A 25160-nucleotide genomic window follows, 5' to 3' on the forward strand; every position below is an offset into this window, starting at 1 on the left:
CAAGTGATTGACGGAAAAGGGCTTGATGATATCAAACCGGCCCCTGGTGTGACGAGGGCGATGGCGTTCGAAGGCGAGTACGAGAAGCGCAGACCTTGCTTAGCGCCGGCCGGAGGCGCGCGCGTCCCGGCGCTTCAGCGCGAGCGGCAGCAGCACCAGCAGGCCGACGGCGTCCGCCAGCCAGTCCAGGGGGTCGCCGAAGCGGTGGGCCGTGCGGGACTGCGCGATCTCCATCGCCGCGCCGTAGGCCAGCAGACCGAGCGCGATCGCCAGCGGCCGTTGCGGCCAGCCGGCGAAGGCGAGCAGGGCGAGGGCGGCGAACAGGACTGCGTGCTCGATCTTGTCCTGCCACGACACCAGCCTGGCCACGTCGGGTGCCGGCAGCAGCGCGAGCCAGAAGACCGCGAACAGGGCGATGACGAAGACGAGGCGCAGCAGTTTGCGAACGGATGAAGGCATGCGGAGTCCGAGTAGCGTTGATTTCGAATGGTGCTGTTGGTCGGGCGGGGGCCGGGGAGGTTCCCGTCCGGTCCGAATCGAGGAGAAAGCTCATGCGTTCCATCACCACGCCGCCGTCCACACCTGCCAGCCCTTTCCACGCGTCCTTCGGCGGCGATGAAGTCGTGGACGCGCCCCGCCGTAGCGCATTGCGCGGGCTTCGTCTGCGTGCGCTGCTGGCCGGCAGCCTGCTGGCCGCGACGCTGGCGGCCGGGCCGGTGGCGGCCGGGCCGGTGGCGGCGCGGGACCTGATCGTGCGCACCGAGGCGGGCAGCGTCAAGGTCACCGAGGTGGCGAGCGGGCTGCAGAACCCGTGGTCGCTCGCCTTCCTGCCCGACGGTCGCATGCTGGTCACCGAGCGCCCCGGCACCCTGCGCATCGTCGGCACGGACGGGGAGGTCTCGGCGCCGATCGCCGGCGTGCCCGAGGTCCATGCGCGCGGCCAGGGCGGCCTGCTCGACGTCGCCCTGAGCCCGAGCTTCGCCACCGACGGGCTGATCGTCTTCTCCTACGCCGAGCCCACCGCGAAGGGCGCACGCACCGCGGTGGCGCGTGCCCGGCTCGATGCCGACGGCCTGCGCCTGGAGGACGTGCGCCGCATCTTCGCGCAGAACGAGGATCCGTCGGGCAGCCACCACTGGGGCTCGCGCCTGGCGTTCGCCCGCGACGGCACGCTGTTCATCACCCTGGGCGACCGTTTCCATCAGCGCGAGCGCGCGCAGGCGCTCGACAGCCATCTCGGCAAGGTCGTGCGCATCGCGCTCGACGGCAGCGTGCCCGCGGACAATCCGCTGGTCGGGCATGCCGGGACGCTGCCGGAGATCTGGTCCTGGGGGCACCGCAACGTGCAGGGTGCCGCGCTGCACCCGCAGACCGGCGAGCTGTGGACCCACGAGCACGGCCCGCAGGGCGGGGACGAGATCAACCGTACCCGCGCCGGCCTCGACTACGGCTGGCCGGAGGTCACCTATGGCCGCGAGTACGTCACCGGGCGCAAGATCGGCGAGGGCGAGACGCGCGCCGGGGTGGAGCCGCCGGTGCTTCAGTTCACCCCCTCGATCGCGCCCTCCGGCATGGCCTTCTACACCGGCGACGTGTTCCCGCAGTGGAAGGGCAACCTCTTCGTCGGCGCGCTGAAGTTCCAGCTCCTCGCCCGCCTGGTGCTCGACGGCGAGCGCGTGGTGCACGAGGAGCGCATCCTGACCGAACTCGGCCGCCGCATCCGCGACGTGCGCCAGGGGCCGGACGGCCACCTCTGGCTGGTGGACGAGACCGAGGGCCGCATCCTGCGCCTGGATCCGGCGTGAACGGGCCGCGGGGCGGATTCGTGTCATCATCGCGCACCCTTTTCAGCACGGATGGAATCGCGAGGATGGAGAGCCCCTTCAAAGGCAAGACCGGTTTGCGCCGGATCTGGAACGCCTTCCACTATTCACTGGACGGGCTGTCGGCCGCCTATCGGCACGAGGACGCCTTCCGCCAGGAGACCTGGCTCGCCCTGGTCGCGCTTCCGCTGGCGTTGTGGCTGGGCGACTCGACCCTGGAGCGCGTGATGATGATCGGCAGCGTGCTGCTGGTGCTGATCGTCGAGCTGGTGAACTCGGCGATCGAGGCGACGGTCGACCGTGTGTCGCTCGAGCGCCATCAGCTCGCCAAGCGCGCGAAGGACATCGGCAGCGCCGCCGTGCTCATCGCACTGATCAACGCTGCCGTGGTGTGGGGGCTGCTGCTGTTCGGCTGAGCCCGCGGCGGGCTCAGGCCGACTTCGGCCCCCAGCTACGGACCGGGCCGGTGTCGATATGGAGGAAGTCGGACTCGGGGTAGTAGCCGACGCCGCCCGCACCGAGCGCGAGCGCCGCGTCGCGCAGGCGCGCGGTGTCGACGCCGATCAGGCGGATGTCGATCGCCTTGCCGTCCATGTGCAGGCTGCGCTTGGCGACGCCACCGCCGCCGGTCTTGCGCAGCATGCTGTTGGTGGCGGGCGAGCGGTAGCCGGAGATGATCTCGAAGGTGTCGCCGCCGCATGCCAGGCGCAAAGCGTGCATGATGTCATAGAGAAGCGGGTCCATGCGTGTAGACTCGCCGGTACGGAAGTCGCGCAGCAGCCAGTTCATGCGCTGGAGGGCGGGCTCGATGTAGCCGTGACGATTGCGGAACGCGAGGGTCAGTCGTTCGTCGGTATGCGTGTGGCGGAAGCCGAGCTGGCGGTCGTGCTGCGCAGCGTGGAGGGCGCCGGCGGAAAGGCCCAGAGGCAAGGTGGCAAGGCCCTTGAGGAACAGGCGGCGCTGCGGGACGGCGTGGTTTCGGAAAAATCTCGACATGAATAAAACCCTGTCCGAACAGTTGCTTAACCGAAAAATTCTACTCGACCCCGGCGGCGTCTGGCGCAAAAGTTTTGTAACGCTGGCGGTGGCAGGCGGTGTCGCGTTCCCATCCGTCGTGACTGCGGCTGGGGCGACAAGCGGTGTCGTGGTTCAGGCCGCGGCGGTCGAGACATCCCCGGTTCATGCAGCGCCGGACCTGCAGATCGAGCAGCGCCTGCGCGAGCGATCGCCCGCCACCGACGAGACCACCGCGCTCTTCTACCTCGCCCGCGCCTACCGGCCCGCCTGGGACGAGCCCGCCCGCGTCGAGGCCTTGATCGCGGCGGTGGAAGCGGCTCAGGCCCATGGCCTGGCGGCGAGCGACTTCGATCCCGAGCGTCTGCGCCGAGCCGCGGCGGAGCCGGGCGCGGGGGCGACGCGCGCCGAGCGCGAGCTGCTGTTCACCGACACCCTTGGCGAACTCCTGCGCCAGCTGCGCCACGGCAAGGTCGATCCGCGCACCCTCTATCGGGAGTGGAACTTCACCCCGCCGCCGAACCCCTACGAGCACGCGGGGGAACTGGCGGCGGTCGTGCAGGCGGGCGATCTGCGCGCGGCGATCGAGGCGCATGCGCCCGATCTTCCGCTCTATCGCGAACTGGTGCGCGGACTGGCCCATTACCAGGCGCTGGCCATGCTGGGCGACTGGCCCAAGGTGCCGGCCGGGGCGACGCTGCGCCCGGGCGAGCGCAGCACGCGCATCCCGGCGCTGCGCGCGCGCCTGCTGGTGGAGTCCGACGCCGGCCTCGACGCGGCCGGCGGCAGCAACCACTACGATCCGGCACTGGTCGAGGCGGTCAAGCGCTTCCAGGCCCGCCACGGCCTCGAGCCGGACGGCATCGTCGGCGCGCAGACCCTGGTCGCCCTGAACACCAGCCCGGCGCAGCGCGTCGAGCAGATCCGCGCCAACCTCGAGCGCCTGCGCTGGGTCGCCGCCGACCTGCGCGGTGACCGCTTGCTGGTGGACATCGTCGGTTATCACGCCGACCTGGTCCTCGACGGGCAGCCGGTGTGGGAATCGAAGGTCATCGTCGGCAAGCCCGCGCGCAGGACGCCGTCGCTGCGCGACAGCGTGGTGAATCTGGTCTTCAATCCGAAGTGGGTGGTGCCGCCGACCATCCTGCGCGAGGACGTGATCCCGCGCATGGCACGCAACCCGGGTTACCTCGCCAGCCAGCGCCTGCGCGTCGTCGATCGCAGCGGGCATGCGGTGGATCCGTCGACGATCGACTGGGCGGGGGCACGCCAGCACGGTTTCCCCTACATGATCGTGCAGCAGTCGGGCGCGGACGGTTCGCTCGGCCGCATCAAGTTCTCGCTGTCGAATCCGTATGCGATCTACCTGCACGACACCAACGCGCGTTCGCTGTTCCGCCGTGCCGAACGGGCGCTCAGCTCGGGCTGCGTGCGGGTGGAGAAGCCCACGGAGCTCGCCCGCCTGCTGCTGGACGATCCGGTGAACTGGAGTGCGGAGGCGCTGGAGGCCGCCCTCGACAGCGGGCGCACCCGCACGGTGGCGGTGGGGCGCGAGGTCACCGTGCTGCTGCACTACAGCACCGCCTGGCTCGACGGCGACGGCCGCCTGCAGTTGCGCAACGACATCTACGACCACGACCGCGGCATCCTCGCCGCGCTGGCGGCGCCGCGCACTGCGCTAACGCGCTGAAGCCGCCGTGCTTCGGCCTCGGCGCAGGTAACCTCCCGGCAATCCCGGCTTAACGCCGCTGTCTTGTGTGCTGCATAAGCTGCGGCGCCATGAGAACGCTCGATTACACGACCGAAGAGCTCTGCCAGTCGCCGCGCCTGCGCATCGCGCTGGTGACCGAGACCTGGCCGCCGGAGGTCAACGGCGTGGCCATGACGCTGAAGCGCATGGTCGACGGCCTGATCCGCCGGGGCCACAGCGTGCAGCTGATCCGGCCGCGGCAGACCGCGGCGGACACCGCGCAGCGCTCGGACAGGCTGGAGGAGGTGCTGTCGCGCGGCCTCAGGCTGCCGCGCTACGACGGCCTCAAGCTCGGCCTGCCCGCGCGCTCGCGGTTGATCCGCGAATGGTCGCGCCAGCGTCCGGACCTGGTGCATGTGGCCACCGAGGGCCCGCTGGGGTGGACCGCGGTCACCGCCGCCAACAAGCTGCGCATTCCGGTCACCTCCGACTTCCACACCAATTTCGACCACTACAGCGGCCATTACGGCTTCGGCTGGCTGCGCCAGCCGGTCGCGGCCTACCTGCGCCGCTTCCACAACCGCACCGCGGCGACCTATGTGCCGACCGCGGAGCTCGCGGTGGCGCTGGGCGCGCAGGGCTACGAGGGCGTCGAGGTGATCTCGCGTGGGGTCGATACCGCGCTCTATTCGCCCGCCCGCCGCAGTGCCGAACTGCGCCGGCAGTGGGGCGTGGTGGCCGACGGCCTGGCGGTGATCAGCGTCGGCCGGCTGGCGCCGGAGAAGAACCTCGGCCTCACCCTGCGCGCCTTCGCCGCCCTCCGCAGCGAGCGCCCGGATGCGCGCATGATCATCGTCGGCGACGGACCGATGCGTGACGCCATCGCCCGCGCCCACCCCGACGTCGTGCTCGCCGGCATGCGCCACGGCGAGGACCTCGCCGCGCACTACGCCTCGGCCGACCTGTTCCTGTTCCCCAGCCTGACCGAGACCTTCGGCAACGTCACGCTGGAGGCGATGGCGAGCGGCGTGTGCCCGCTGGCCTACGAGTACGCGGCCGCGGCGGAGGTGATCCGCGACCTCGGCAACGGCGCCGTGGTGCGCTGCGGCGACGAGCATGGCTTCGTCGAGCGCGCGGTGCAACTCGGGCTGGCCGACGGACTGCGTGCCGAGCTCGCGCGCGAGGCGCGCCGCACCGCCGAGACCATCGACTGGGAGCGGGTGAACGACAGCTTCGCCGAGGCTCTGATCCGCGCCTGGCGCGGCGCAACGGCGCTGCCGTCCGCGAGCGCCCGCCTGCGCACCCGCGAGGCCGAAAGCTGATGCCGGCCGTACGCGCGATCTTCATCTCCGACGTCCATCTCGGCACCCGCGCGTGCCAGGCCGAGAGCCTGCTCGGCTTCCTGCGCGAGCACGAATCCGAATACCTCTACCTGCTCGGCGACATCATCGACTTCTGGGCGATGAACCGCAGCGTGCAGTGGGCCGGCGCCCACAACACCGTGGTGCAGAAGGTGCTGCGCCGTGCCCGCCACGGCTGCCAGGTGTTCTTCATCCCCGGCAACCACGACGAGGCCCTGCGCGAGTACGCCGGCATCGCCTTCGGCGACATCCGAGTCGAATCGGAATGGATCCACGAAACCCTGGACGGCAGGCGCTACTGGCTGGTGCACGGCGACGAGTACGACCAGGTCACCCGCCACCACCGTTGGGTGGCGGTGCTCGGCGACGTCGGCTACAACGCGCTGGTGCGCATCAACCTGGTGCTGTCGCGGGTGCGTCGCGCGCTGCGCCGGCCGGGCTACTGGTCGCTGGCCGGCTACGCCAAGCAGAAGGTCAAGAAGGCGGTCAGCTTCATCTTCGACTTCGAGGACGCGGTCGCCCACGCGGCGCAGCAGCGCGGGGTCGATGGCGTGGTCTGCGGCCACATCCACTGGGCCGCAGACCGCCGCATCGGCAAGGTCCGCTACCTGAACTGCGGCGACTGGGTCGATACCTGCAGCGCCATCGTCGAGCACTACGATGGCCGCATCGAGGTGGTGCACTGGGGCGTGCACGGCGCGGCGGTCGGCAAGGTGTTGCCCGCACAGGCGGTCTCCGCCGCGCTCGCCCAGCCCGAGGACGGGTCCGCGCACCAGCCCGCGCGGACGGCCCGGATGCAGGACGAGCGCATCTACCTCACGCCCGACCTCTGATCGCCACCGGCGGCCTCCGCCTCATCGCCCGCGGCCCGCGCCGTCCGCCGGCTCCGGCGCGTCGTCGCGGATCAGGTCGTAGGCGATGAACATGCCGAGCGCCGCATTGCCGAGCGCGAACACCGCCACCACCGCGGTCGCCAGCGGCACCAGCGGGTAGGTGCGCAGCACCCAGGCCAGGACCGCGGACAGCAGGTTGAGCAGGATCATCAGCCAGAAGCGGCGGTCGTGGGGGCGGAACAGGCGGCTCAGTTTCATCGTCGGTGCGGTTGCGGATGAGTGGTCACGGGCTTGCGGTCTGCACGTCGCCGAAGCGGCCGTTGCGAACCAGCACCAGCACCGTCACGGCGAGCACGATCTCGATCGCGCCGATGATGACGAACACCGGGGCGTAGGGCCGCATCATGAACAGCCCGAAGGCCGCCAGCAGGGCGCTGCTGAGCACCGGCCCGGCGGCAAAACCCAGCGATCCCGCCATGTTGAAGGCCGCCAGTGCGCTCGCGCGGCAGTCGGCGCCGCCGTAGTGCGCGGCCAGCACCAGCGAGGGGGCGTACATCAGCGCCGCGATCAGGCCGCCGGTCGCCATCACGACGACGATGTGCTCGGCGGGCAGGAAGGCGAGCACGGCGAGGAAGACGCCATACAGCACGCTGCCGACCACCATCATCAGCAGCGGGTCCCAGTGTCGCGACAGGTGGCCGGCCGGCCAGGTCAGCACCGAGAAGGGAATCAGGAAGGCCGCCATCGCCAGGCCGATCTGGCCCGCATCGAAGCCGATCACCAGGCCGAGGTACAGCGACAGCGTGGACACGATGAAGCCGACCGTGAGCCGGTCGGCGAAGGAGAAGGCGAGCGGGATGAGGAGCTGGCGGCGGCGCTTCAGCGTGGCGACGATCTCTGCCGCCGCCATGCGCGGACGTGCCGCCGATCCGTCGGCGAGGCCGACGAAGCCCGCAACCGCCAGCGCCAGCGACAGCAGCCCGCCGCCCAGCGGCACCCACAGCGGATCGATGCCGCCGACGAAGCCGCCGAGCGGGGCCCCGGTCGCCACCCCCAGGCTGATGGCGGCGCCGACCGCGCCCATGCGCGCGCCGAGTCCGGCCTTGCCGGCGTGATCCGCGCCCAGCGCCATCAGCAGCGACAGCGCCGACATGTGGGCGAAGCCTTCGACCAGGCGCAGGCCGAGGAGCAGGGCATAGCTGTCGGCGCGGCTGTAGGCCCAGGCGATGGCGAGCAGGGTGAGGCCGTTGACCGCCAGTGCGCCGACCGCCAGCGCCTTGCGCCGGCCCAGCCGGTCCGACAGCAGGCCGGCGAGCGGTGCGCCCACCAGCGCGCCGACCATGTTCACCGACATGAACAGATGGCTGGCGAACTGGCCCAGTCCGGGAAAGCGCTGGGCGGTGAAGTCGGGCAGCACCGGCACCATGCCGGTGACCGGCAACATCAGGCCGTAGAGCAGCAGCAGCGGAAGCAGGTGGGGACCGATCATGGGGGGTGTGCGTGTTCCGCGCTGGACGTGCAGGGTTCGGATAGCCCGGATGATACGCCGCGCCCGGTGCGATTGCCCTGCCAGGCTCGGTTATGATCGACGCCGGTGTGCATCGACCAGCGGAGGGCAGGGGATGACCGAAAGTGGAGGTCCCGGGCGTCGGCACGCCGGCGGTGTGGCGCTGATCCTGTTGTGCGCGGGGATCCTGCTGGGCGGCTGCTCGGTGCCCGGGACCGGACCCGCTGCACGCGCAAGCGGCGGCTTCGACCTGCGCCAGCTCGCCAAGACCGACATCAACCGCGTCGCCGAAACGCACCAGCAGCACGTGTTCGCGAGCCTGCGCCGGCTGGCGGACAAGCTCTACAAGCGCAACCCGGCGGAATGGCGCAAGGGCGGCTCGGCGAGCGCGGAGGCGGCGGTGTCGCGCATCTTCGACCAGAAGCACCGCTGGCGTTTCGCCTCGCTCGGCTACCGCCGCGACCTCGAGGCCATGCACGTCGCACTGCATCCGGATTTCCGCGGCGATCGCGTGCAGGCGCTGATCGTCGGCCTGGCGAGCATGGTGCAGTCGGCGCTCGGCGACCGCGAAGTTTTTTACATGCTGGATGATCTCGAGCCCCAGCACCTCTACAATGCGGCCCGCAACGTCGAGATCGTGGCCTGGAAGCTGGCGAGCGCGCGCGACGCCGCGGGCAACCTGCTGCTGCTATCGAACGAGATCGGCGAGGTCAGCAACCTGAGCTTCGAGCGCGAGTTCGGTCGCGTCATCGGGCTGCTCGATGCGCTGGCGGACATCGTCGAGGAAGAGACCGAACGCACGGTGACGCGCGTGGTCCAGAACCTCACCACGGCGGTCTTCCTGCCCGTTTACTGATCCTGTTCCTGGCGGGCGTGGCCATCGCCCGGCACCTCATACAATCCTGCGGTTCTTCCATGAAGTCCATCGTCATTCTCATCTCGGGTCGCGGCAGCAACATGGAGGCGATCGTGCGCGCGCGCATTCCCGGCGTGCGCATCGCGGCGGTGATCAGCAACCGTCCGGCAGCGAGCGGGCTCGCCTTCGCGCGCGAGCACGGCATCGCCACCGCGGTGGTGGATCACACCGCGCATGCCGACCGCGCCAGCTTCGATGCCGCGCTCGCCGAATGCATCGACGCCCATGCGCCCGACCTGGTCGTGCTCGCCGGTTTCATGCGCGTGCTGACCGATGGCTTCGTGCGCCGCTACGAGGGCCGCCTGCTCAACATCCATCCCTCGCTGCTGCCGGCCTTCCCCGGCCTGCACACCCATCGCCGCGCGCTGGAGGCGGGGGTCAAGGTGCACGGCGCGACGGTGCATTTCGTGACCGCCGAGCTGGACGACGGCCCGATCGTGGTCCAGGCCGTGGTGCCGGTGCGCGCCGACGACGACGAGGCCACGCTGGCGGCGCGCGTGCTGGCGCAGGAGCACGTGATCTACCCGCAGGTGGTGCGCTGGTTCGCCGAGGATCGGCTGAGCTTCGACGACAGGGGCCGTGCGGTCGTGCGCGAGGCCTGCGTGGATGCCGGCGTGGCGTGGATCTCGCCGGCGCCCGACGGCGCGACAGGAGGAGGGCGCTGATGCGGAAGATCGTGGCGGGGTTCGTCCTGACGTGCGCGATGCTGGCGACCTCGTCGATGGCGGCGACCGCGAAGACGCCGCCGGCCGGCAGCATCCAGTTCGACGTGCACTATGGCTCGCAGGGCTTCAAGATCGGCGAGGCGCGTCACGACTGGCGCATCGCCGGCACGCGCTACGAGATGAGCCTGAGCCTCGAGGCCAAGGGCCTGGCGGGGCTGTTCGGCCTGCAGTACGAGCAGCGCAGCGTCGGCAGCGTGGACGCGGGCGGCATGCGCCCCGAGCGCTTCGTCGTCGACCAGCGCGGGCGCAAGCTCGAGAGTGCGGAGTTCGACTGGCAGGCGGCGCGGGTGAGCATCCGCCGCGACGGTGTCGAGCGCCGCAGCGGCAGCATCCAGCCCGGCGACCAGGACCTGCTCAGCCTGTGGCACCAGGCGCGGCGGGTGGCCGACAGCGGCAAGGCGGTCAAGCTCACCGTGGTGACCAACAAGAGCGTGAAGCAGGCGACCCTCGAACCCAAGGGCGCGGAAACGCTCAAGCTCGCCATCGGCGAGGTGCGCACGCTGCGCGTGCACGCCTGGGCCGAGCAGGGCGAGCTCGACATCGACATCTGGCTGTCGCAGCAGCACGGGCTGCTCCCGGTGCGCATCCGCATCGCGGACGAAAAGGGCGGCGTGCTCGACCAGCGCGCGTCGCGCATCGAACTCGGCGAAACCGCCGCGGCGGCCCCGGCCGCACGGAACTCCACACAGAACTGACATGAACAACAAGACAAGCAAACCCACCACAGGCAAGCCCGCCGCGAGCAAATCCGCGCCTGCGGCCAAGCCCAAGGCGCCCGAGGGCGCCGTGTCCCGTCCGATCTTCATCCAGGCCACCCAGGCGCTGGGTGCGGTGCTGGCCTTCGATTACCCCGCGGACGCCGTGCTGTCGCGCCACTTCCGCGACAACCGCGAACTCGGCCATCGCGACCGCGGCTTCATCGCCGAGGCGGTGTACGGCGTGCTGCGCCGCCTGCGCTGGCTGCGCCGCCTGGCCGGCGACGAGGCCACGCCGCGCATGCTGCTGCTGGCCTGGTTCGCACGCGGCGAGGGCTGGCCGATGCGCAACTTCGAGGGCCTGGTCAGTGCCACCGAGCGCGACTGGGTCGAGTCGATCAAGGCTGCCGAGCCGGGCGAACTTACGCTGGCCGAACGCGCCGACCTGCCCGACTGGCTGGCCGAGCGCCTGTGCGCGCAGATGGGCGAGGCGGAGGTGCTGGCGCTCGCGCACGGCCTGAACCGCGCGGCGCCGCTCGACCTGCGGGCGAACCTGCTCAAGCTCGACCGCGACGCGCTGCTCGCCCGCCTGCAGGAAGACCGCATCGGCGCCGAGGCCGGCAAGCTGTCGCCGCAGGCGATCCGCCTCGCCGGCAAGCCGGCGCTGCAGAAGCATCCGCTGTTCCTCGACGGCAGCTTCGAGGTCCAGGACGAGGGCAGCCAGCTGCTCGGCCTGCTGGTGCAGCCCAGGCGCGGCGAGCTGGTGGTGGATTTCTGCGCCGGCGCCGGCGGCAAGACCCTGCAGCTGGGGGCGATGATGCGCTCGACCGGGCGGCTCTACGCCTTCGACGTGTCGGACAAGCGCCTCGCCAAGCTCAAGCCGCGCATGGCGCGCGCCGGGCTGTCGAACGTGCACCCGGTGCTGATCGCGCATGAGAACGACGCCAAGGTCAAGCGCCTGGCCGGCAAGGCCGACCGCGTGCTGGTCGATGCGCCATGCACCGGCCTGGGCACGCTGCGCCGCAATCCCGACCTGAAGTGGCGCCAGTCGCCGGCGGCGGTCGAGGAGATGGTCGCCAAGCAGGGCGCGATCCTGGCCGCGGCGGCGAGGCTGGTGCGCCCGGGCGGGCGCCTGGTCTATGCGACCTGCAGCCTGCTCGCGGAAGAGAACGACGCCATCGTCGATGCCTTCCTCGCCGCCCATCCGGAGTTCCGCCCGGTGTCGGCGCAGGAGGTGCTGGACAAGCAGGGCGTGGCGCTGGAGACCGGCGAGCGTCTGCGCCTGCTGCCGCATGTGCACGACACCGATGGGTTCTTCGCCGCGGTGATGGAGCGTGCCTGAGGCGAGTGCGTTGCGGTGCGCGCTCGGGCGGGTCGGCAAGCGGATGCTGCTCGGCGCCGCAGGGCTCGTGACGGCGATGGCGTTCGCCCAGCCCGCGGCGGCGAGCCAGCGCTTTGCGGCGCAGGGCGAGATCGAGGTCGCCTTCGCGCCGCGCGACGACACCGAGCGCGTGATCGTCGACCTCATCCGCAGCGCCCGCAAGAGCCTGAAGGTGCATGCCTACGTGTTCACCAGCCGCAACATCGCCGACGCGATGGTGGCGGCGCATCGGCGCGGGGTGAAGGTCGAAGTGCTGGCCGACGCGAAGATGAACGGGCGCGAGAAGGGCAACGCGATTCCGCGCCTGCTCGCCGGCGGCGTGCCGGTGGCCTTCGAGACGCGCTACAACGCCGCCCACAACAAGGTGCTGATCGTAGACGCGGAGGGGCCTGGCTGTGCGCTGCTCACCGGCTCCTACAACTTCACCTGGTCGGCGGACAACCGCAACGCCGAGAACCTGCTGATCGTGCGCGAGCATTGCGCCCTTGCGCGTGCCTACCGCGACAACTGGCAGCGCCACCGCGCCGACGCCAAGCTGGTGAAGTCGCTGCCGTGGCGGCCCTGAGATCGTCGGCCCGGCGTTGAACGTCCGCGAGCGCAAGGAGTCCGAGCAGGGCGTGCCTTCCTGCCCGGGGTGGCCCGTGCCGGTTCCGCGAGCGGTCGCCGGCCTGCCGGTGGCGGCGGCTGTGCGCTGCCGCTCGACGTAGAATCGCCGGGCTGTCTTCATAGAAGGTGTCGATCCGCATGCTCAACGGATTTTTCGATCTCCCCTGGTGGGGCTACGTCGTCGTGGCCCTCGTCCTCACCCACATCACGATCGCCGCGGTCACGATCTTCCTGCACCGCCACCAGGCGCACCGGGCGCTCGACCTGCATCCGATTCCCAGCCATTTCTTCCGCTTCTGGCTGTGGCTGACCACCGGCATGGTGACCCGGGAGTGGGCGGCGATCCACCGCAAGCACCACGCCAAGTGCGAGACCGAGGAAGATCCGCACAGCCCGCAGACGCGCGGCATCCGCAAGGTGCTGTGGCAGGGCGCGGAGCTCTACCGCGCCGAGGCGAGGAACCAGGAGACCCTGCAGCGCTACGGCCACGGCACGCCCGACGACTGGCTCGAGCGCAACGTGTATCGCCACTCCGTGCTCGGCGTGTCGATCATGATGATCATCGACCTCGTCGCCTTCGGTCCCATCGGCCTGAGCATCTGGGCGGTGCAGATGGCGTGGATCCCGTTCTGGGCCGCCGGCGTCATCAACGGCATCGGCCACTTCTGGGGCTACCGCAACTACGACTGCGTCGATGCCTCGCGCAACATCTCGCCCTGGGGCATCCTGATCGGCGGCGAGGAGCTGCACAACAACCACCACAGCTTCGCGACCTCGGCCAAGCTGTCGTCGAAGTGGTACGAGTTCGACATCGGCTGGATGTACATCCGCATCCTCGAGCTGCTCGGTCTCGCCAAGGTCAAGAAGACCATCCCGCAGCCGAAGTTCGGCGAGGCCAAGGCGGTGGCCGATTTCGACACCCTGCAGGCCATCGTCACCCATCGCTACGACGTGATGACGCGCTACGTGCATTCGCTCAAGAAGGTGTGCGCCGAGGAGGCGCGGCGGCTGAAGGCGGCGCACGGCACGACGTTGGACGTGCGCGCGCTGCGGCGCTGGGTGCTGTCGGGCGAAGCGGGCGGCCTGGAGGCCGAGCAGAAGCAGCAGCTCGAGGTCGTGGTGAAGCAGAGCCCGGCGCTCAGCACCGTGCTGTCGATGCGCGAGGAGCTCGCCGCCATCTGGGCGCGCTCGAACGCCAGCCGCGAGCAGCTGCTGGCGCAGTTGCAGGACTGGATCGCGCGCGCCGAGCAGAGCGGCATCCGCCAGCTGCAGGAGTTCTCCCAGCGCTTGCGTCGCTACGCGGTGTGAGCGCGGGTGGCTGCGCCGGCCGGCCCGGCGCTCAGCCGCTCAGGTAGCGCGCGAACAGCGTGGCCATCGGCTTTGCCGCGGTCGACAGCGGCACCCCGCGCAGGCGCAGCAGGCCGAAGCTCATCGGCGGCGGGAGCGGCTTCACGCCGATGCAGCGGATGCCGTGGCCCACCAGCCGGTCCTCGAACAGGCGCGCAGGCCCGATGCCGATGCAGTCGGTGCGCTGCATCAGCTCCAGCATCAGCATGGTCGAGGCGCAGCGGATCATGTGCCGGGGCGGCGGCAGGCCCTGCTGCCCCAGCCAGCTCAGCAGGTTGCGGCCCAGGCTGCCGGGGCTGAGGTTCATCACCCATTTCGCATCCTTCAGCTCCGCCCAGGTCGTGGCTTCGGCCAGCGGGTGGCCCTCGCGGGCTGCGAGCACGGCTTCCGCCGGCCCCAGCGGCTCGAACACGATCTCGTAGGGCAGGTCGGCGGCGTCGGCGACCGCGATCGCGAAGTCCAGCCGGCCTTCGATCAGGTCGGGCAGCACCTGGGTGAGCAGCCCCTCGGTCAGATGCACTTCGGTGTTCGGCTGCAGGCGCTCGTATTCGCGCAGCACCCGCGGCAGCACCAGCGCGCCGGCCATCGGCGTGACCGCGATGACCACCCGCGAACCCGGGCCGCCATGCAGCAGCCGCACTTCCTCCACCGCCTTGTCGAGGATCGACAGCGCCAGCCGGGCGCGGGTGAGGAGGACCGAGCCGGCCGCGGTGAACTCGATGCCCTTGTAGCTGCGGGTCAGGAGCTCGGCGCCGACGTCCTCCTCGAGTTCGCGCAGGGCCTTGGTGAGGGCGCTCTGGCTGAGGTTCATCGCCCGCGCCGCGGCGCGGATCGAGCTGCACTCCGCGACCTGTACCAGCGCTCGAAGTTGATGGTCTTTCATGGCGTCACCCGGTGTTCGTCCTGGGTTGTCGGTTGTGCGCAGTATCGCCTGCTTTCCGCCTTTCCAGTTGATCCGCGCGCGGGGACGGGTGATTCGATCCGGTGGTCACCGCGGACAACGGAATGCCTTATTTTCTGTGGGGGAATCTCTAGGATGGCGGCGTCAACATCCATCAACCCGCTGCACTAAGGAGATCACCACGACGGCCGTTGCGGGTACACCCTCAACGTATCAAGGTAATGACAAGCTTCTCTACGGCATCATCCTAGGGGTCATCACGTTCTGGCTGTTCGCGCAGACGACCCTGAACATCGCGCCGGACATGCAGCGGGACCTCGGTCTCGATGCGAGCATGATGAACATCGCGGTCGCCATCACGGCCCTGTTCTCGGGCATCTTCATCGTCGTCATCGGCGGCCTGGCCGATCGCATCGGCCGCGTCAAGACCGTCCAGATCGGCTTCTACCTCAGCATCGTCGGTTCGCTGCTGATCGCGATGGCCCCCGAGGGCAGCCTGGCAACCGCGTTCCTGATGGTCGGGCGCGCGCTGCAGGGCGTTTCCGCGGCGTGCATCATGCCGGCCAGCCTTGCGCTGGTGAAGACCTACTGGGACGGCCCGGCGCGTCAGCGTGCGGTGAGCCTGTGGTCGATCGGCTCCTGGGGCGGTTCGGGCGTGTGCTCGCTGTTCGGCGGCCTGGTGGCCGACAACATCGGCTGGCGCTACATCTTCTTCGCCTCGATCGTGGTGGCCGTCATCGGCCTGCTGATGATCAAGGGGACCCCGGAAAGCAAGGCCGAGACCAAGGGCGCCTACAAGTTCGACCTGGCTGGCGTGGTGACCTTCATGATCACCATGGTCGCGCTGCAGATCGTCGTGACCCAGGGCAACAAGATGGGCTGGACCAGCCCGCTGATCATGGGCCTGATCGCCGTCGTGATCGTCTTCGGTTCGCTGTTCTTCCGCATCGAAGCCACCTCCGGCCAGCCTTTCGTCGATTTCAAGCTGTTCCAGAACCCGACCTACACCGGCGCCACGATCTCCAACTTCCTGCTCAACGGCGTGGCGGGCACCCTGCTGGTCTCGCTGCAACTCGTGCAGCTCGGCGGCGACATGACGGCCCAGCAGGCTGGCGGCCTGACCCTCGGCTACGCGGTGGCGATCATCGCCTTCATCCGTGTCGGTGAGAAGCTGCTGCAACGCTTCGGTGCCCGCAAGCCGATGATCTGGGGCTGCCTCATCACCGGTCTGTCGATCGTGCTGCTGTCCCCGGCCAACATGATGCTCGACGACTACAAGATCCTGGCCATCATCGGCTACACCCTCTTCGGTGTCGGCCTCGCCTTCTACGCAACGCCCTCGACCGACGCCGCGCTGTCCAGCCTGCCGGCTGCCCAGGCTGGTTCGGGTGCAGGGATCTACAAGATGGCCTCGTCGCTCGGCGCCGCCTTCGGTGTGGCGATCTCGGCAGCGATCTTCACCGCGCTCAGCGCCAATCCGGAGAGCGTCGCCTGGCTCGAAGGCGTGATCACCTTCGTCGGCCGTCAGGACAACCTGGCCGTGCGTGAGGCCGCGATCATCGCCCTGATGTTCAACGTCTTCATGGTGGCGGTGGCGATCATGTCGATCATGCTCACCGTCCCGAAGGCCGGCGCCAAGCAGGTCCGCTGAGAGGCCGCATCCAGCAGAACGACGCCCGGGCCGAGCGTGCTCGGCCCGCCGGACCCGGGCGTCCCTACAGAACGTTTCAGGTTTCGATCAGGAGTCATCATGGACGCGCTATTGAATGCACTTTCGGCCGATCAGGAACACATGAAGGCCTGGCGGCATCATCTGCACCAGCATCCGGAAATCGCTTTCGATGAACACAACACCGCCCGCTACATCGCCGGTCTGCTGCGTGAGTGGGGCTACGAGGTCACCGAAGGCGTGGGCAAGACCGGTGTGGTCGCCCGGATGCGCTGCGGTGACGGCAAGAAGTCCATCGGCCTGCGTGTCGATACCGACGCGCTGGCGGTGCAGGAGATGATCGACGGCGCACACAAGAGCACCATCCCCGGAAAGTCCCACACCTGCGGTCACGACGGCCACAGCGCGATGCTGCTCGGCGCGGCGCAGTATCTGGCGCGCACAAGGGCCTTCAACGGCACGGTCAACCTGATCTTCCAGCCCGCCGAAGAGATCATGGGCGGGGCGCCCGCCATGATCGCGGACGGCCTGTTCGACCGCTTTCCGATGGACGCGGTGTTCGGCATGCACAACATGCCGACGCTCGAGCGCGGCAAGCTGTACTTCACCGCCGGGCCGATCATGGCCGCGGTGGACAACTGGGAGATCGTGCTCACCGGCAAGGGCAGCCATGGCTCGATGCCCGAGAAGAGCATCGACCCGGTGGTGGCGGGCGCCGCGCTGGTGATGGCGCTGCAGAGCATAGTGTCGCGCAACGTCGGCGCCAAGGACTCGGCGGTGGTCACCATCGGTGCCTTCCAGGCGGGCGACGCGGGCAACGTCATTCCGCAGACGGCGACCCTGCGCCTGAGCATCCGCAGCAGCGCACCGGAAACGCGCAAGCTGGTGCTCGACAAGGTCAAGGCGATCACCGCGGCGCAGGCGCTGTCCTTCGGTGTCGGCCACGAGATCCGCGAAGGCGCGCCCGGAGCGGTGCTCGTCAATGACGCGGCGCAGACGGCCGAGTGCGCGGACGTCGCGCGCGCCCTGCTGGGCGAGGACCAGGTGGTGATGCCCGGCCCGACGTTCATGGGCAGCGAGGACTTCGCGTACTACGCCCAGCACAAGCCGGGCACCTACTGCTTCATCGGCAATGGCGACACGCCGATGGTGCATCACCCCATGTACGACTTCGACGATCGCAACCTGCCCGTCGGCGCCGCCTACTGGGTGGCGCTGACCGAGCACTTCCTGCGCTAAGTCCTGTATAAGGACGGGCGGCACGCTTCGCGCTGCGGGGCGTGCCGCTTTTTGCGTGCGCATCGGCCCCGCTGCGCACCCATCCATCCCTTGCCTGTGCCCTCACTCCGCGCCGCGTAGGGCGCGATCGAATTCCCGGTGCTGAACGAATGAAGTTCGAAACGATCCTGCTGGTGATCGAGGTCGGCGGAACGCTGGCCTTCGCCATGTCCGGCCTGCTCGAGGCGATCCGCAAGCGCATGGACATCGTCGGCGTGTTCTCGGTGGCCTTCGTCAGCGCCTTCGGCGGCGGAACGGTGCGCGACGTACTGCTCGACCGCCGGCCGCTGTTCTGGGTGCAGAACGTCGAGTACGTGTGGCTGGTGATCGCGCTGGCGCTGACCGCGCCGCTGTGGCTGAAGACTTTCCGCCATCGACTGACCGAGAGCGCGATGGAGTTCGCCGATGCCTGCGGCCTCGGGCTGTTCGCCATCTCCGGCGCCTCGATCGCGACAGCGGCCGGCATGCCGCCGCTGGTGGCGGTCCTGATGGGGGCGATCACCGCCGTGTTCGGCGGCGTGTCGCGCGACGTGCTGTGCAACCAGATTCCGAAGGTCTACCAGGACCATCGCCCCTACACGCTGTGCGCGGTCGTCGGTTGCGCGGTGTTTCTCGGCATGAACATGCTCGACATGGCCCCGCAGGTGTCCATGCTTGCCGGCATCGTCGTCGCCACCGGCTCGCGCCTGCTGGCGGTGGCATTCGGGTGGAAACTCCCCGCCTGGCCGTCGCAGAAGGACTGAGCTTGCCGTTGGTCGCCGGCGACCGGCCGGTCCGCCGCGGCGGCCGGTTCGCTCAGGCGCGGACCGCGTCCGCCCAGCAGTTGGGCGTCTCGTACAGGCGCACGCGCTCGAGACGCAGGTGGTTGCCGTAGCTGTCGCGGTAAGCCGGATCGAGGATGCGGAAGGCTTCGGCGGCGAGGTTCTCGGCGGTGGGCACCACGTCGAGCACCACGGTCTTGTGCCCCGGCACGCTGGCGAGGAAATCGGCGACCAGCGTGTCGCCGCGATAGACGAGAAAGGCGTGGTCCCACTGGCTCACCACCAGCTCGTTGGCGATGCGTTTGACGTCGGCGAAATCCATCACCATGCCGTTGACCGGCAGCCCGTCGGCCTTGATGATCTCGCCGGACAGGGTGACCTCGATGGCGTAGCGGTGGCCGTGCAGATGGCGGCACTGGCTGGCGTGATCGGGGATCCGGTGACCGGCGTCGAATTCGAGGCGGCGGGTGATGCGCATGGAAGCTCTCTCTGAAATGGTCGCGGATTATACCACCGGCAGGCCTGTCGGCCGTCTCGGTGGTTTCCGCAAGTATCTGAGCAAACGATGAATTCTTCTGTTGAACGCGCTGCCGGCGGGGCCGCGGCGCAGCCCGTGGCGCTGACCATCCGCAACCACGACCGCGACCTCGCCGGGCTGACCTACGTCTATCCGGTGCTGTCCCGGCGTGCAGGCGGCGTGTCGGTGGGGATCAACCTCAATCCCAACAACGCCTGCAACTGGCACTGCGCGTACTGCCAGGTACCCGGTCTCGTGCGTGGCAAGGCGCCGGAGATCGATCTCGCGCGACTCGAGGACGAGCTGCGCGGCTTTCTCGGCGACCTCATCCACGGCGACTGGATGGCGCGCTTCGTGCCCGAAGGCCTGCGCGTGATCCGCGACATCGCGTTCTCGGGCAATGGCGAGCCGACCAGCGCGAGCGTGTTCCCCGAGGCGGTGGCGCTGGTCGCGCGCCTGCGCGACGAGTTCGGCCTGTCGTCGGCCGCCGTGCCGCTGCGCCTGATCACCAACGGCAGCCTGCTGGTGCAGGCGCGCGTGCAGGACGGGGTGCGACTGCTGGGCGAGGCGGGCGGCGAGGTGTGGTTCAAGGTCGATGGCGGAACCGCCGAGACCATCGAGCGCATCAACGGCGTGCGCCTGGAGCCTGGTGCGGTCGCGCGCAACCTGGCGCGTTGCGCGCAGCTGTGCCCGACCTGGGTGCAGACCTGCATGTTCCGCTGGGATGGCGAGGCGCCGTCGGTAGCCGAACTCGACGCCTATCTCGGGCTGCTGGAGGCGGCCGGTATCGGCGCGCTGCAGGGCGTGCTGCTGTACGGCATCGCCCGCCAGTCGATGCAGCCCGAGGCGGTCCGGCTGACGCCGCTCACCGCGGACGAGCTCGAGGCGATCGCCGCGCGCATGCGAAAAAAAGGGCTGACGGTACGCGTCAGCCCCTGATCGTGCGCGCCACGCGCTCAGCGCTCCTTGCGCTTGGCGCGGGCCTCCTTCTTCAGCGTCTTGTAGAGCTCGGGGTTGGTGGCCTTCAGGTACTCGGCCACATCCACGTCGTCGCGCTTGACCTTATTGATGTCGATCTGCTCGACATGGACCAGGCGGAGCAGCGCCTGCACGGGGCGCGGAATGTTGCGTCCGCTCTCGTAGCGCGAACCGCCGCTTTGGGTCACGCCGATCTTGGACCAGAACTGCGACTGGTTCAGTCCCAGCTTGCGGCGGATCTCACGTACATCCAGTTTCTCGGTGGCTTTCATCGAAATATCCTCATCGTTGGACGGAACCTGCCTGTCGATCGGCGAGTCGAGGTTCCCGAACTGCATTGATTTTTACCTATGACCTTGGTCATAGGACAAATGAAGTATAGATTACTATTCCTTCAACATACAGTGGTGAGTTTAACAATTTTGTCAAACTTTGACGAAAATCGTTATCACTGCGTTTCGACCAATGAGGTCCCGTTCCAAGCGCGCAAAAAATCCAACCTTTGGATAGAATCATGAGCTTTATCCACTAGCACTTGGATACGACAATGGCACTGATAGTTCAGAAGTACGGCGGCACCTCGGTGGGCAGCCCCGATCGCATCAAGAACGTCGCGCGCAAGGTCGCGAAGTTCCGCGCGGCGGGCCATCAGGTGGTGGTCGTGGTGTCGGCGATGAGCGGCGAGACCAACCGTCTGATCGCGCTGACGAAGGAGGTGGCGACCAATCCCAGCCCGCGCGAACTCGACGTCGTCGTGTCGACCGGCGAGCAGGTCACCATCGGCCTGCTGTGCATGGCACTCGAGGACATCGGCGTGCCGGCCAAGAGCTACACCGGTGGCCAGGTCAGGATCCTGACCGACTCCCTGCACACCAAGGCGCGCATCCTCAACATCGACGAAGCGCCGATGCGCAAGGATCTCGACGAAGGCAAGGTCGTCGTCGTCGCCGGCTTCCAGGGGGTGGATGAGCACGGCAACATCACCACGCTCGGCCGTGGCGGTTCCGACACCACCGGCGTCGCGCTGGCCGCGGCGCTGAAGGCCGACGAGTGCCAGATCTACACCGACGTCGACGGTGTCTACACCACCGACCCGCGTATCGTCCCCGAAGCCCGTAAGCTCGACACCATCACCTTCGAAGAGATGCTGGAAATGGCCAGCCTCGGTTCGAAGGTCCTGCAGATCCGCTCGGTCGAATTCGCCGGCAAGTACAAGGTCAAGCTGCGCGTCCTCTCCAGTTTCGAAGATCGCGAAGGCGAGGGCACGCTCATCACCGTTGAGGAAGACAAGAACATGGAACAACCCGTCATCTCCGGCATCGCCTTCTCGCGCGACGAAGCCAAGCTCACCGTCACCGGCGTGCCCGACAAGCCGGGCATCGCCTACCAGATCCTGGGGCCGATCGCCGACGCCAACATCGACGTCGACATGATCATCCAGAACGTCGGCCACGACGGCACCACCGACTTCTCCTTCACCGTGGCCCGTGGCGACCTCGCCAAGGCGCTGAAGGTGCTCGAAGGCGTGCGCACCCACATAGGCGCGCGCGCGGTCGAGAGCGACAACACCATGTGCAAGGTCTCCATCGTCGGCGTCGGCATGCGTTCGCACCCGGGCGTGGCCTCGCAGATGTTCCGCACCCTGGCCGAGGAAGGCATCAACATCCAGATGATCTCGACCTCGGAAATCAAGATCTCGGTGGCCATCGAGGACAAGTACCTCGAGCTCGCCGTGCGCGCGCTGCACAAGGCTTTCGGCCTCGACGCCGCGGCTGCATAAAATCGCTTCATCACGTTTGACCGAAAGGCGCGAACTCGCTATGATCGCGCCTTCCTGAAGGAGACGTGGCCGAGAGGTCGAAGGCACTCCCCTGCTAAGGGAGCATGCGGGCTAAAACTCGCATCGAGGGTTCGAATCCCTCCGTCTCCGCCAGAGCAATAAGCCCCTGAATTCAAGGGGCTTTTTTGCGTCTACGCGGCACAGGTTCGCGCGATGCGATGCGCCGACTTCCCTTCTTGCTGTGGGAGAATCGTCACCGTTATCCACTCGGCGACATGCAGGACCGATGGCGAAAATTTGCCCCGCGTTGGACACGCTCCGTCACGACTCTGGTCTCTACCGCGAACTCGATGTTCTCGATCGCCTGCAGCAGTCGCTGCCAGACGGGTACGAGGTCTTCCACAGCGTCGCATGGCAGACCGCGCATCACGGCGCGGATCGTCACGGCGAGATCGACCTCGTCGTCCTGGCCCCGAGCGGCAACATGCTGCTGGTCGAGGTCAAGGCCGGTGAGCTCGCGCTGATCGACGGCAATCTCGTCAAGCTCTACGGGCAACGCGAACGCGATGTCGCCCGCCAGACCCGAGTGCAGCATGCGGCCATGCTCAACCGCCTTGCCGAGGCCGGCCTGCATGCGCACGTCACGGGCTGTGTCGTCCTTCCCGATTATCAGGTGGAAGAGGCCCGCATCGTCTCGATGCCACGTGAGCGCATCATCGACGCGAACGACTACGCGCACCTTGGGACCCGTGTGCGAGAGCTGCTCGAACACGGCGGGAGTCGTAGCGACGTGGAATCGCTCCGCCGCTTCCTGGGCAACGTCTTCAAAGTCTCGATCGACCTGCAGGTGCTCGGTGACCAGGTGCGTCAGACGACCCGTCGCCTTGCCGACGGCCTTGCCACCTGGGTTCCGCGCATTGCCTCGCCATCCGGCGTGGTGCGCATCCAGGCGACGGCAGGTTCCGGCAAGACGCAGCTTGCGCTCCGCCTGCTCGACGATGCAGCGGCCGCAGGGCAGCGGGCCCTCTACGTCTGCTTCAACCGTACCCTGGCTGACCACATCGGCCGCATCGCGGCCGCGCGTACGCGGGTTTCGAGTTTTCACGAGCTCTGTGTGGAGCACTGGCGGCGTACGCAGGGTGAGCCGGACTTCACGGCAGCGGGCATCTTCCAGGCGGTCGTCGAGCGCTACGGCTGCGACGCACAGAACTTCGAGGCCCTGTACGACCTTGTGATCATCGATGAAGGGCAGGACTTCGACCCCGCCTGGGTCGCGAGCCTGCTGCCGCAGTTGAAAGGCGACGGGCGACTCTTTCTGCTCGAGGACGAGGCGCAGCGTCTTTACGATCTCGACGGCTTCGATCTCGACGGCGCGGTCAGCGTGCGCTGCAACGACAACTTCCGTTCGCCGCGCGCCATCGTCGATGTGATCAACGCGTTGGGCCTGGCGGAAGCAGCGGTTGAGGGGCGCAGCCCCTACGTGGGCGAGCTCCCGACGTTTCGCGCCTACGACGACGAGCGTGGCCTGCGCCGCGAGACGCTGGCGGCGGTGGAGGCCTTGCGCGAGCGCGGGATCCCGCTTGCCGACATCGTCGTCCTGAGCGCGCGTGGACACGGGCGCTCGCTACTGCTCAAGGCGGCGAAGCTGGGGGCGTTCGGGCTGCGGAGGTTTCTGGGGCGATATACCGCCGACGGCGAGCCTGTGTGGTCAGAGGGCGAGCTCCTGATCGAGTCCGTGCATCGGTTCAAGGGGCAGAGCGCCATGGGCGTAGTGCTCACGGAGGTGGACGTCGAGCAACTGGACCAGGCGGCGCGTAGGCGCTTGTTCGTGGGCATGACGAGAGCGCAGCTGGCGCTCGAGGTTGTGGTGTCGCGGGCGGCGGAGGCGGCGCTGGGTGAGGCGCTGGCCTGAGTACGCGATGCCTCGTGCCTTCTGCTTGTACCCGATGGAAGTAAGATTCGGGCATGAGCAAAGCGAGCTGCCCCTTCTGCGCGCTGCCTGCGGAGCGCATCCTGCTCTTGGCGGACGAGGCGCTGGTCATCCGCGACGCCTTTCCGGTGTCGCCGGGACATACCTTGGTCATCCCGCGTCGTCACATCGGATCCTTCTTCGAGCTGACCGACGCAGAGCGCGCCTGCATGGTCGAACTGCTTGCAAAGGCGAAGGCAGAGCTCGATCTCAGCTTCCAGCCCGACGGCTTCAATATCGGCATCAATGACGGTGCCGCTGCCGGGCAGACCGTCCCGCACCTGCATCTGAACCTCATTCCTCGTTACCGGGGCGATGCGCTGGATCCGCGCGGCGGCGTGCGCTGGGTGCTGCCTGCCAAAGCAAAGTATTGGGTCGAGTGATGAGTCTTGCCACCTACGCCGATCAATTCCGCCGGCTCAAGGTCAATGTGGCGCATGACCGTGCCAGCCCGCACAAGATCTGCATGCTGCTCGCCGCGCTTGATCTGGCGCGCGGGGGGGCGCTCACCGAGAACTGCATCGAATACGCACCGCCGCTGCTCGAACGCTACACGATGTACTTCAACGCGGTCCGGGGTCCGGGCGACCATCCCAATCCTTACTTTCCCTTCTTCCACCTCGCGGGGAGCTTGCGCGGTGGTGGCGAGAGTTTCTGGCACCTGCAACCCAGGCCTGGGCGCGAGTCCGTGCTGGACAGCATGGGCACGGCGAGAACGTCAAGGCAGGTGACCGAAAACATCGACCACGCCTTTCTCGATCCAGAGTTGTTCGAACTGGTTCAGGATCCGACAGCCGTCGATGCGCTGAGCGCCGTCCTGTCCGAGACGTGGTTTGGTCGTGGTCTCCAGGACCTCGACGCTGTGGTGGGTCGAACCCGGGAGATCAATCGTTATGAGCGTTTGCTCCGGGCCCCGAGCGGTCCGGCGCTCATCGCGGCCGAGGCGGTGCCGAGCTATGTACGCGATCCGGCCTTCAGGCGTGTCGTGACCGAGATCTACGATTTTCGCTGCGCGGCAACCGGATTGCGTCTTGTGCTGCGCGATGGTGCGGCGATGGTCGAGGCTGCGCACATCCATCCTTTCAGCGAAACTGGGGACGACGACCCGCGCAATGGGCTGGCGCGGACGCCCGACATGCACTGGGCGCTCGATCGTTATCTCATCGCGCCGGACACGGACTTCCGCTGGCGCGTGAGTCCGCTCCTTGATCCTCGCATTCCCGACTACCGCGCGCTGACTGCGCTGGAGGGCAAGTCGCTGTTCCTGCCACGCGAGGCGCGCATGTATCCGAAGAGGGAGGCAATCGAGTGGCGACTGTCGCGGTTGGGGAAATGATTATGTGCAGCAGAGCGTCAACGCTCTATCAGGGGATCTGAATTTCATGGACGGCACGGCATCGGCGAAGACG

At 68.2% G+C, this 25160-nt stretch carries 26 protein-coding genes and 1 tRNA gene; 20 read left to right on the forward strand and 7 right to left on the reverse strand.

Features of this window, described 5'->3' with window-relative positions; all coding sequences use genetic code 11:
* Positions 1-99: 99 nt before the first annotated feature.
* Positions 100-459 carry a VanZ family protein gene (locus CKCBHOJB_RS07425; protein WP_281051337.1) on the reverse strand — a complete coding sequence of 120 codons (360 nt, stop codon included), beginning with the start codon at positions 457-459 and terminating at the stop codon, positions 100-102.
* A gap of 92 nt (positions 460-551) precedes the next feature.
* Here CKCBHOJB_RS07425 and CKCBHOJB_RS07430 point away from each other — a divergent pair, with 92 nt between their 5' ends.
* Entirely contained in the window at positions 552-1805 is a 1254-nt protein-coding gene (locus CKCBHOJB_RS07430; RefSeq protein WP_281051338.1) for a PQQ-dependent sugar dehydrogenase, read from the forward strand.
* Positions 1806-1870: 65 nt separating this feature from the next.
* Positions 1871-2239: a diacylglycerol kinase gene (locus CKCBHOJB_RS07435; protein ID WP_281051339.1), complete on the forward strand. Its 369-nt coding sequence runs from the start codon at positions 1871-1873 to the stop codon at positions 2237-2239.
* A gap of 13 nt (positions 2240-2252) precedes the next feature.
* On the opposite strand, the gene CKCBHOJB_RS07440 is transcribed toward CKCBHOJB_RS07435, so the two are convergent.
* Complete coding sequence (locus CKCBHOJB_RS07440; RefSeq protein WP_281051340.1) at positions 2253-2819, reverse strand: DUF882 domain-containing protein; 567 nt, start codon at positions 2817-2819, stop codon at positions 2253-2255.
* Positions 2820-2967: 148 nt separating this feature from the next.
* On the opposite strand from CKCBHOJB_RS07440, the gene CKCBHOJB_RS07445 reads away from it, so the two are divergent.
* The 3 genes from CKCBHOJB_RS07445 (at position 2968) to CKCBHOJB_RS07455 (ending at position 6721) form a co-directional block, all read left to right on the forward strand.
* Positions 2968-4527: a L,D-transpeptidase family protein gene (locus tag CKCBHOJB_RS07445; RefSeq protein WP_281051341.1), complete on the forward strand. Its 1560-nt coding sequence runs from the start codon at positions 2968-2970 to the stop codon at positions 4525-4527.
* An 89-nt stretch (positions 4528-4616) separates the two neighbouring features.
* Complete coding sequence (locus tag CKCBHOJB_RS07450; protein WP_281051342.1) at positions 4617-5849, forward strand: glycosyltransferase family 1 protein; 1233 nt, start codon at positions 4617-4619, stop codon at positions 5847-5849.
* Positions 5849-6721, forward strand: a complete 873-nt coding sequence (locus CKCBHOJB_RS07455; protein ID WP_281051343.1) for a UDP-2,3-diacylglucosamine diphosphatase — start codon at positions 5849-5851, stop codon at positions 6719-6721. Before CKCBHOJB_RS07450 ends, CKCBHOJB_RS07455 begins: the two co-directional genes overlap by 1 nt.
* Positions 6722-6742: 21 nt before the next feature.
* Here the strand turns inward: CKCBHOJB_RS07455 and CKCBHOJB_RS07460 are convergent, their stop codons facing one another.
* Both CKCBHOJB_RS07460 and CKCBHOJB_RS07465 read right to left on the reverse strand, forming a co-directional pair.
* Positions 6743-6979 (reverse strand): hypothetical protein, encoded by a 237-nt coding sequence (locus CKCBHOJB_RS07460; protein WP_281051344.1) that lies wholly within the window; start codon positions 6977-6979, stop codon positions 6743-6745.
* A 25-nt stretch (positions 6980-7004) separates the two neighbouring features.
* A complete protein-coding gene (locus CKCBHOJB_RS07465) occupies positions 7005-8210 on the reverse strand; it encodes an MFS transporter (protein WP_281051345.1) in 1206 nt (401 codons plus the stop codon).
* Between the two features lie 133 nt (positions 8211-8343).
* Between CKCBHOJB_RS07465 and CKCBHOJB_RS07470 the strand changes: the two genes are divergently transcribed.
* The 6 genes from CKCBHOJB_RS07470 (at position 8344) to CKCBHOJB_RS07495 (ending at position 13859) form a co-directional block, all read left to right on the forward strand.
* Positions 8344-9084, forward strand: coding sequence for a hypothetical protein (locus tag CKCBHOJB_RS07470; RefSeq protein ID WP_281051346.1), 741 nt, complete (start codon positions 8344-8346; stop codon positions 9082-9084).
* Between the two features lie 59 nt (positions 9085-9143).
* On the forward strand, positions 9144-9809 hold the full coding sequence (purN, locus tag CKCBHOJB_RS07475) for a phosphoribosylglycinamide formyltransferase (RefSeq protein WP_281051347.1): 666 nt from the start codon (positions 9144-9146) through the stop codon (positions 9807-9809).
* Positions 9809-10564 (forward strand): DUF3108 domain-containing protein, encoded by a 756-nt coding sequence (locus tag CKCBHOJB_RS07480; protein WP_281051348.1) that lies wholly within the window; start codon positions 9809-9811, stop codon positions 10562-10564. The genes purN and CKCBHOJB_RS07480 overlap by 1 nt, the downstream gene beginning before the upstream one ends.
* 1 nt (position 10565) lies before the next feature.
* Positions 10566-11906, forward strand: coding sequence for an RsmB/NOP family class I SAM-dependent RNA methyltransferase (locus CKCBHOJB_RS07485; protein ID WP_281051349.1), 1341 nt, complete (start codon positions 10566-10568; stop codon positions 11904-11906).
* 43 nt (positions 11907-11949) lie between these two features.
* Positions 11950-12510, forward strand: coding sequence for a phospholipase D family protein (locus CKCBHOJB_RS07490; RefSeq protein ID WP_281051651.1), 561 nt, complete (start codon positions 11950-11952; stop codon positions 12508-12510).
* Positions 12511-12689: 179 nt separating this feature from the next.
* Entirely contained in the window at positions 12690-13859 is a 1170-nt protein-coding gene (locus tag CKCBHOJB_RS07495) for a fatty acid desaturase (RefSeq protein ID WP_281051350.1), read from the forward strand.
* A 31-nt stretch (positions 13860-13890) separates the two neighbouring features.
* Here the strand turns inward: CKCBHOJB_RS07495 and CKCBHOJB_RS07500 are convergent, their stop codons facing one another.
* Positions 13891-14781 (reverse strand): LysR substrate-binding domain-containing protein, encoded by an 891-nt coding sequence (locus tag CKCBHOJB_RS07500; protein ID WP_281051351.1) that lies wholly within the window; start codon positions 14779-14781, stop codon positions 13891-13893.
* 259 nt (positions 14782-15040) lie between these two features.
* Here CKCBHOJB_RS07500 and CKCBHOJB_RS07505 point away from each other — a divergent pair, with 259 nt between their 5' ends.
* From CKCBHOJB_RS07505 to CKCBHOJB_RS07515, 3 genes are all read left to right on the forward strand, one after another.
* Positions 15041-16450 carry an MFS transporter gene (locus tag CKCBHOJB_RS07505; RefSeq protein ID WP_281051652.1) on the forward strand — a complete coding sequence of 470 codons (1410 nt, stop codon included), beginning with the start codon at positions 15041-15043 and terminating at the stop codon, positions 16448-16450.
* A 99-nt stretch (positions 16451-16549) separates the two neighbouring features.
* Positions 16550-17707, forward strand: coding sequence for a M20 aminoacylase family protein (locus CKCBHOJB_RS07510; protein WP_281051352.1), 1158 nt, complete (start codon positions 16550-16552; stop codon positions 17705-17707).
* Positions 17708-17856: 149 nt separating this feature from the next.
* Entirely contained in the window at positions 17857-18489 is a 633-nt protein-coding gene (locus CKCBHOJB_RS07515) for a trimeric intracellular cation channel family protein (protein WP_281051353.1), read from the forward strand.
* Positions 18490-18541: 52 nt separating this feature from the next.
* Here the strand turns inward: CKCBHOJB_RS07515 and queD are convergent, their stop codons facing one another.
* On the reverse strand, positions 18542-18985 hold the full coding sequence (queD, locus tag CKCBHOJB_RS07520) for a 6-carboxytetrahydropterin synthase QueD (protein WP_281051354.1): 444 nt from the start codon (positions 18983-18985) through the stop codon (positions 18542-18544).
* 87 nt (positions 18986-19072) lie between these two features.
* On the opposite strand from queD, the gene CKCBHOJB_RS07525 reads away from it, so the two are divergent.
* Positions 19073-19963, forward strand: coding sequence for a radical SAM protein (locus CKCBHOJB_RS07525; protein ID WP_281051355.1), 891 nt, complete (start codon positions 19073-19075; stop codon positions 19961-19963).
* A 17-nt stretch (positions 19964-19980) separates the two neighbouring features.
* On the opposite strand, the gene CKCBHOJB_RS07530 is transcribed toward CKCBHOJB_RS07525, so the two are convergent.
* Complete coding sequence (locus CKCBHOJB_RS07530; RefSeq protein ID WP_281051356.1) at positions 19981-20274, reverse strand: helix-turn-helix domain-containing protein; 294 nt, start codon at positions 20272-20274, stop codon at positions 19981-19983.
* 275 nt (positions 20275-20549) lie between these two features.
* Between CKCBHOJB_RS07530 and CKCBHOJB_RS07535 the strand changes: the two genes are divergently transcribed.
* The 5 genes from CKCBHOJB_RS07535 to CKCBHOJB_RS07555 all read left to right on the forward strand — a co-directional run bounded on the left by CKCBHOJB_RS07535 (position 20550) and on the right by CKCBHOJB_RS07555 (position 25087).
* The gene (locus tag CKCBHOJB_RS07535) at positions 20550-21782 is read left to right on the forward strand and encodes an aspartate kinase (RefSeq protein ID WP_281051357.1); all 1233 of its coding nucleotides are present in this window, start codon (positions 20550-20552) and stop codon (positions 21780-21782) included.
* Between the two features lie 59 nt (positions 21783-21841).
* A tRNA-Ser gene (locus CKCBHOJB_RS07540) sits at positions 21842-21935 on the forward strand.
* Positions 21936-22068: 133 nt separating this feature from the next.
* Positions 22069-23694 carry a nuclease-related domain-containing DEAD/DEAH box helicase gene (locus CKCBHOJB_RS07545; protein ID WP_281051358.1) on the forward strand — a complete coding sequence of 542 codons (1626 nt, stop codon included), beginning with the start codon at positions 22069-22071 and terminating at the stop codon, positions 23692-23694.
* Positions 23695-23747: 53 nt separating this feature from the next.
* Positions 23748-24134 (forward strand): HIT family protein, encoded by a 387-nt coding sequence (locus tag CKCBHOJB_RS07550; RefSeq protein WP_281051359.1) that lies wholly within the window; start codon positions 23748-23750, stop codon positions 24132-24134.
* On the forward strand, positions 24134-25087 hold the full coding sequence (locus tag CKCBHOJB_RS07555; protein ID WP_281051361.1) for an HNH endonuclease: 954 nt from the start codon (positions 24134-24136) through the stop codon (positions 25085-25087). Before CKCBHOJB_RS07550 ends, CKCBHOJB_RS07555 begins: the two co-directional genes overlap by 1 nt.
* Positions 25088-25160: the final 73 nt, after the last annotated feature.

The sequence above is a fragment of the Thauera sp. GDN1 genome (assembly GCF_029223545.1).
Lineage (GTDB): Bacteria > Pseudomonadota > Gammaproteobacteria > Burkholderiales > Rhodocyclaceae > Thauera.

What these genes read in the sequence shown, in the direction of transcription:
- CKCBHOJB_RS07450 (WP_281051342.1), top strand. Translation starts at nt 4,617, where the DNA reads ATGAGAACGCTCGATTACACGACCGAAGAGCTCTGCCAGTCGCCGCGC.
- CKCBHOJB_RS07485 (WP_281051349.1), top strand. Translation starts at nt 10,566, where the DNA reads ATGAACAACAAGACAAGCAAACCCACCACAGGCAAGCCCGCCGCGAGC.
- CKCBHOJB_RS07495 (WP_281051350.1), top strand. Translation starts at nt 12,690, where the DNA reads ATGCTCAACGGATTTTTCGATCTCCCCTGGTGGGGCTACGTCGTCGTG.
- queD (WP_281051354.1), bottom strand. Translation starts at nt 18,985, where the DNA reads ATGCGCATCACCCGCCGCCTCGAATTCGACGCCGGTCACCGGATCCCC.
- CKCBHOJB_RS07460 (WP_281051344.1), bottom strand. Translation starts at nt 6,979, where the DNA reads ATGAAACTGAGCCGCCTGTTCCGCCCCCACGACCGCCGCTTCTGGCTG.
- CKCBHOJB_RS07470 (WP_281051346.1), top strand. Translation starts at nt 8,344, where the DNA reads ATGACCGAAAGTGGAGGTCCCGGGCGTCGGCACGCCGGCGGTGTGGCG.
- CKCBHOJB_RS07500 (WP_281051351.1), bottom strand. Translation starts at nt 14,781, where the DNA reads ATGAAAGACCATCAACTTCGAGCGCTGGTACAGGTCGCGGAGTGCAGC.
- CKCBHOJB_RS07515 (WP_281051353.1), top strand. Translation starts at nt 17,857, where the DNA reads ATGAAGTTCGAAACGATCCTGCTGGTGATCGAGGTCGGCGGAACGCTG.
- CKCBHOJB_RS07425 (WP_281051337.1), bottom strand. Translation starts at nt 459, where the DNA reads ATGCCTTCATCCGTTCGCAAACTGCTGCGCCTCGTCTTCGTCATCGCC.
- CKCBHOJB_RS07530 (WP_281051356.1), bottom strand. Translation starts at nt 20,274, where the DNA reads ATGAAAGCCACCGAGAAACTGGATGTACGTGAGATCCGCCGCAAGCTG.
- CKCBHOJB_RS07435 (WP_281051339.1), top strand. Translation starts at nt 1,871, where the DNA reads ATGGAGAGCCCCTTCAAAGGCAAGACCGGTTTGCGCCGGATCTGGAAC.
- CKCBHOJB_RS07525 (WP_281051355.1), top strand. Translation starts at nt 19,073, where the DNA reads ATGAATTCTTCTGTTGAACGCGCTGCCGGCGGGGCCGCGGCGCAGCCC.
- CKCBHOJB_RS07550 (WP_281051359.1), top strand. Translation starts at nt 23,748, where the DNA reads ATGAGCAAAGCGAGCTGCCCCTTCTGCGCGCTGCCTGCGGAGCGCATC.
- CKCBHOJB_RS07545 (WP_281051358.1), top strand. Translation starts at nt 22,069, where the DNA reads ATGGCGAAAATTTGCCCCGCGTTGGACACGCTCCGTCACGACTCTGGT.
- CKCBHOJB_RS07555 (WP_281051361.1), top strand. Translation starts at nt 24,134, where the DNA reads ATGAGTCTTGCCACCTACGCCGATCAATTCCGCCGGCTCAAGGTCAAT.
- CKCBHOJB_RS07465 (WP_281051345.1), bottom strand. Translation starts at nt 8,210, where the DNA reads ATGATCGGTCCCCACCTGCTTCCGCTGCTGCTGCTCTACGGCCTGATG.
- CKCBHOJB_RS07510 (WP_281051352.1), top strand. Translation starts at nt 16,550, where the DNA reads ATGGACGCGCTATTGAATGCACTTTCGGCCGATCAGGAACACATGAAG.
- CKCBHOJB_RS07480 (WP_281051348.1), top strand. Translation starts at nt 9,809, where the DNA reads ATGCGGAAGATCGTGGCGGGGTTCGTCCTGACGTGCGCGATGCTGGCG.
- purN (WP_281051347.1), top strand. Translation starts at nt 9,144, where the DNA reads ATGAAGTCCATCGTCATTCTCATCTCGGGTCGCGGCAGCAACATGGAG.
- CKCBHOJB_RS07535 (WP_281051357.1), top strand. Translation starts at nt 20,550, where the DNA reads ATGGCACTGATAGTTCAGAAGTACGGCGGCACCTCGGTGGGCAGCCCC.
- CKCBHOJB_RS07430 (WP_281051338.1), top strand. Translation starts at nt 552, where the DNA reads ATGCGTTCCATCACCACGCCGCCGTCCACACCTGCCAGCCCTTTCCAC.
- CKCBHOJB_RS07455 (WP_281051343.1), top strand. Translation starts at nt 5,849, where the DNA reads ATGCCGGCCGTACGCGCGATCTTCATCTCCGACGTCCATCTCGGCACC.
- CKCBHOJB_RS07440 (WP_281051340.1), bottom strand. Translation starts at nt 2,819, where the DNA reads ATGTCGAGATTTTTCCGAAACCACGCCGTCCCGCAGCGCCGCCTGTTC.
- CKCBHOJB_RS07490 (WP_281051651.1), top strand. Translation starts at nt 11,950, where the DNA reads ATGCTGCTCGGCGCCGCAGGGCTCGTGACGGCGATGGCGTTCGCCCAG.